Origin of the sequence: Pseudomonas parafulva NBRC 16636 = DSM 17004 (assembly GCF_000730645.1) — a bacterium.
Lineage (GTDB): Bacteria > Pseudomonadota > Gammaproteobacteria > Pseudomonadales > Pseudomonadaceae > Aquipseudomonas > Aquipseudomonas parafulva.
This window is the reverse complement of sequence record NZ_BBIU01000051.1, coordinates 1-5,203: the sequence shown is the minus strand read 5'-3', so window position 1 is coordinate 5,203 and position 5,203 is coordinate 1. Positions and strand designations below refer to the sequence as shown.

The following is a 5,203-nucleotide window of genomic DNA, read 5'->3' as shown; positions in this document are numbered from 1 at the left end:
AATCTTGACGATGACCTACTCTCACATGGGGAAACCCCACACTACCATCGGCGATGCATCGTTTCACTACTGAGTTCGGGATGGGATCAGGTGGTTCCAATGCTCTATGGTCGTCAAGAAATTCTGTTGCCAGAAGGTCTTGATAGACACTCCAGCGAATCCGGATATGTGATGTTTGTGAATCGCGAACTTTCGGTTCGTAGCGTCTTCACCACCGCAATCTGCTTAAGCAAATTGCTTGGGTGTTATATGGTCAAGCCTCACGGGCAATTAGTATTGGTTAGCTCAACGCCTCACAGCGCTTACACACCCAACCTATCAACGTCGTAGTCTTCGACGGCCCTTTAGGGGATTCAAGATCCCAGTGAGATCTCATCTTGAGGCAAGTTTCCCGCTTAGATGCTTTCAGCGGTTATCTCTTCCGAACATAGCTACCCGGCAATGCCACTGGCGTGACAACCGGAACACCAGAGGTTCGTCCACTCCGGTCCTCTCGTACTAGGAGCAGCCCCTCTCAAATCTCAAACGTCCACGGCAGATAGGGACCGAACTGTCTCACGACGTTCTAAACCCAGCTCGCGTACCACTTTAAATGGCGAACAGCCATACCCTTGGGACCGGCTTCAGCCCCAGGATGTGATGAGCCGACATCGAGGTGCCAAACACCGCCGTCGATATGAACTCTTGGGCGGTATCAGCCTGTTATCCCCGGAGTACCTTTTATCCGTTGAGCGATGGCCCTTCCATACAGAACCACCGGATCACTAAGACCTACTTTCGTACCTGCTCGACGTGTGTGTCTCGCAGTCAAGCGCGCTTTTGCCTTTATACTCTACGACCGATTTCCGACCGGTCTGAGCGCACCTTCGTACTCCTCCGTTACTCTTTGGGAGGAGACCGCCCCAGTCAAACTACCCACCATACACTGTCCTCGATCCGGATGACGGACCTGAGTTAGAACCTCAAAGTTGCCAGGGTGGTATTTCAAGGATGGCTCCATGAGAACTGGCGTCCCCACTTCAAAGCCTCCCACCTATCCTACACAAGCAAATTCAAAGTCCAGTGCAAAGCTATAGTAAAGGTTCACGGGGTCTTTCCGTCTAGCCGCGGATACACTGCATCTTCACAGCGATTTCAATTTCACTGAGTCTCGGGTGGAGACAGCGCCGCCATCGTTACGCCATTCGTGCAGGTCGGAACTTACCCGACAAGGAATTTCGCTACCTTAGGACCGTTATAGTTACGGCCGCCGTTTACCGGGGCTTCGATCAAGAGCTTCGCTTGCGCTAACCCCATCAATTAACCTTCCGGCACCGGGCAGGCGTCACACCCTATACGTCCACTTTCGTGTTTGCAGAGTGCTGTGTTTTTAATAAACAGTCGCAGCGGCCTGGTATCTTCGACCGGCATAAGCTTACGGAGCAAGTCCTTCACCTTCGCCGGCGCACCTTCTCCCGAAGTTACGGTGCCATTTTGCCTAGTTCCTTCACCCGAGTTCTCTCAAGCGCCTTGGTATTCTCTACCTAACCACCTGTGTCGGTTTGGGGTACGGTTCCCAGTTATCTGAAGCTTAGGAGCTTTTCTTGGAAGCATGGTATCAACCACTTCGTCGCCTAAAGGCAACTCGTCATCAGCTCTCGGCCTTGAAATCCCGGATTTGCCTAAGATTTCAGCCTACCACCTTAAACCTGGACAACCAACGCCAGGCTGGCCTAACCTTCTCCGTCCCTCCATCGCAATAACTGGAAGTACAGGAATATTAACCTGTTTTCCATCGACTACGCTTTTCAGCCTCGCCTTAGGGACCGACTAACCCTGCGTCGATTAACGTTGCGCAGGAAACCTTGGTCTTTCGGCGTGCGAGTTTTTCACTCGCATTGTCGTTACTCATGTCAGCATTCGCACTTCTGATACCTCCAGCAAGCTTCTCAACTCACCTTCACAGGCTTACAGAACGCTCCTCTACCGCATCACCTAATGGTGATACCCGTAGCTTCGGTGCATGGTTTGAGCCCCGTTACATCTTCCGCGCAGGCCGACTCGACTAGTGAGCTATTACGCTTTCTTTAAAGGGTGGCTGCTTCTAAGCCAACCTCCTAGCTGTCTAAGCCTTCCCACATCGTTTCCCACTTAACCATGACTTTGGGACCTTAGCTGACGGTCTGGGTTGTTTCCCTTTTCACGACGGACGTTAGCACCCGCCGTGTGTCTCCCATGCTCGGCACTTGTAGGTATTCGGAGTTTGCATCGGTTTGGTAAGTCGGGATGACCCCCTAGCCGAAACAGTGCTCTACCCCCTACAGTGATACATGAGGCGCTACCTAAATAGCTTTCGAGGAGAACCAGCTATCTCCGAGCTTGATTAGCCTTTCACTCCGATCCACAGGTCATCCGCTAACTTTTCAACGGTAGTCGGTTCGGTCCTCCAGTCAGTGTTACCTAACCTTCAACCTGCCCATGGATAGATCGCCCGGTTTCGGGTCTATACCCAGCGACTAAACGCCCTATTAAGACTCGCTTTCGCTACGCCTCCCCTATTCGGTTAAGCTCGCCACTGAATATAAGTCGCTGACCCATTATACAAAAGGTACGCAGTCACCTAACAAAGTAGGCTCCCACTGCTTGTACGCATACGGTTTCAGGTTCTATTTCACTCCCCTCTCCGGGGTTCTTTTCGCCTTTCCCTCACGGTACTGGTTCACTATCGGTCAGTCAGTAGTATTTAGCCTTGGAGGATGGTCCCCCCATATTCAGACAAAGTTTCTCGTGCTCCGTCCTACTCGATTTCATTGACAAGAGATTTTCGTGTACGGGGCTATCACCCACTATGGCCGCACTTTCCAGAGCGTTCCACTAATCTCAAATCAACTTAAGGGCTGGTCCCCGTTCGCTCGCCACTACTAAGGGAATCTCGGTTGATTTCTTTTCCTCAGGGTACTTAGATGTTTCAGTTCCCCTGGTTCGCCTCTTGCACCTATGTATTCAGTACAAGATAACCAGCTTGTGCTGGCTGGGTTCCCCCATTCAGAGATCTCTGGATCACAGTCTGTTTGCCGACTCCCCAAAGCTTTTCGCAGGCTACCACGTCTTTCATCGCCTCTGACTGCCAAGGCATCCACCGTATGCGCTTCTTCACTTGACCATATAACCCCAAGCAATCTGGTTATACTGTGAAGACGACATTCGCCGAAAATTCGCATGTTGCGCTTTCGCGCAGAACTCACAAATTTTACCTTAGCCTGATCACACACCAGTGAAAGTGCATGTCAGTCTATATCTATCACATATCCGAATTTTTAAAGAACGGTCTGACAAAAGCCAGAAATCAACATTCACAGGGAATGCTCATTTCTGAGTTCTCATCAGCAAATGAATCAAGCAATTCGTGTGGGAGCTCATCAGCAGGCTGATGTCGTCGATTAAGGAGGTGATCCAGCCGCAGGTTCCCCTACGGCTACCTTGTTACGACTTCACCCCAGTCATGAATCACACCGTGGTAACCGTCCTCCCGAAGGTTAGACTAGCTACTTCTGGTGCAACCCACTCCCATGGTGTGACGGGCGGTGTGTACAAGGCCCGGGAACGTATTCACCGCGACATTCTGATTCGCGATTACTAGCGATTCCGACTTCACGCAGTCGAGTTGCAGACTGCGATCCGGACTACGATCGGTTTTGTGAGATTAGCTCCACCTCGCGGCTTGGCAACCCTCTGTACCGACCATTGTAGCACGTGTGTAGCCCAGGCCGTAAGGGCCATGATGACTTGACGTCATCCCCACCTTCCTCCGGTTTGTCACCGGCAGTCTCCTTAGAGTGCCCACCATAACGTGCTGGTAACTAAGGACAAGGGTTGCGCTCGTTACGGGACTTAACCCAACATCTCACGACACGAGCTGACGACAGCCATGCAGCACCTGTGTCAGAGTTCCCGAAGGCACCAATCCATCTCTGGAAAGTTCTCTGCATGTCAAGGCCTGGTAAGGTTCTTCGCGTTGCTTCGAATTAAACCACATGCTCCACCGCTTGTGCGGGCCCCCGTCAATTCATTTGAGTTTTAACCTTGCGGCCGTACTCCCCAGGCGGTCAACTTAATGCGTTAGCTGCGCCACTAAAATCTCAAGGATTCCAACGGCTAGTTGACATCGTTTACGGCGTGGACTACCAGGGTATCTAATCCTGTTTGCTCCCCACGCTTTCGCACCTCAGTGTCAGTATCAGTCCAGGTGGTCGCCTTCGCCACTGGTGTTCCTTCCTATATCTACGCATTTCACCGCTACACAGGAAATTCCACCACCCTCTACCGTACTCTAGCTTGCCAGTTTTGGATGCAGTTCCCAGGTTGAGCCCGGGGCTTTCACATCCAACTTAACAAACCACCTACGCGCGCTTTACGCCCAGTAATTCCGATTAACGCTTGCACCCTCTGTATTACCGCGGCTGCTGGCACAGAGTTAGCCGGTGCTTATTCTGTCGGTAACGTCAAAATTGCAGAGTATTAATCTACAACCCTTCCTCCCAACTTAAAGTGCTTTACAATCCGAAGACCTTCTTCACACACGCGGCATGGCTGGATCAGGCTTTCGCCCATTGTCCAATATTCCCCACTGCTGCCTCCCGTAGGAGTCTGGACCGTGTCTCAGTTCCAGTGTGACTGATCATCCTCTCAGACCAGTTACGGATCGTCGCCTTGGTGAGCCATTACCTCACCAACAAGCTAATCCGACCTAGGCTCATCTGATAGCGCAAGGCCCGAAGGTCCCCTGCTTTCTCCCGTAGGACGTATGCGGTATTAGCGTTCCTTTCGAAACGTTGTCCCCCACTACCAGGCAGATTCCTAGGCATTACTCACCCGTCCGCCGCTGAATCAAGGAGCAAGCTCCCGTCATCCGCTCGACTTGCATGTGTTAGGCCTGCCGCCAGCGTTCAATCTGAGCCATGATCAAACTCTTCAGTTCAATACTGCTTGGGTTTTTAAGAAACCCTAAACTTGGCTCAGCAATCTCAAATGACTATGTGATTTCTCGCATGGCCACTTGTGATGCTGATAATCTTTGTGACTATCAGTCCGTACTCACAAGCACCCACACGAATTGCTTGATTCGATTTGTTAAAGAGCGTTTGGCTAAGAGTGTTTCGTCTCAACCGAGGCGCGCATTCTACGCTTTCCTCATTTGCTGTCAAGCGTTTATTTTGAAGTTTTT

Annotated in this window: 3 rRNA genes; all 3 read right to left on the bottom strand. The window is 51.3% G+C overall.

Features of this window, described 5'->3' with window-relative positions:
- Positions 1 to 2 precede the first annotated feature (2 nt).
- Positions 3 to 118: ribosomal RNA gene (rrf, locus tag PPA02S_RS22310) — 5S ribosomal RNA — on the bottom strand.
- A gap of 131 nt (positions 119 to 249) precedes the next feature.
- Positions 250 to 3,142 (bottom strand): 23S ribosomal RNA (locus tag PPA02S_RS22305).
- Between the two features lie 278 nt (positions 3,143 to 3,420).
- Positions 3,421 to 4,957 (bottom strand): 16S ribosomal RNA (locus PPA02S_RS22300).
- The 16S, 23S and 5S rRNA genes sit together here, the layout of an rRNA operon.
- Positions 4,958 to 5,203: the final 246 nt, after the last annotated feature.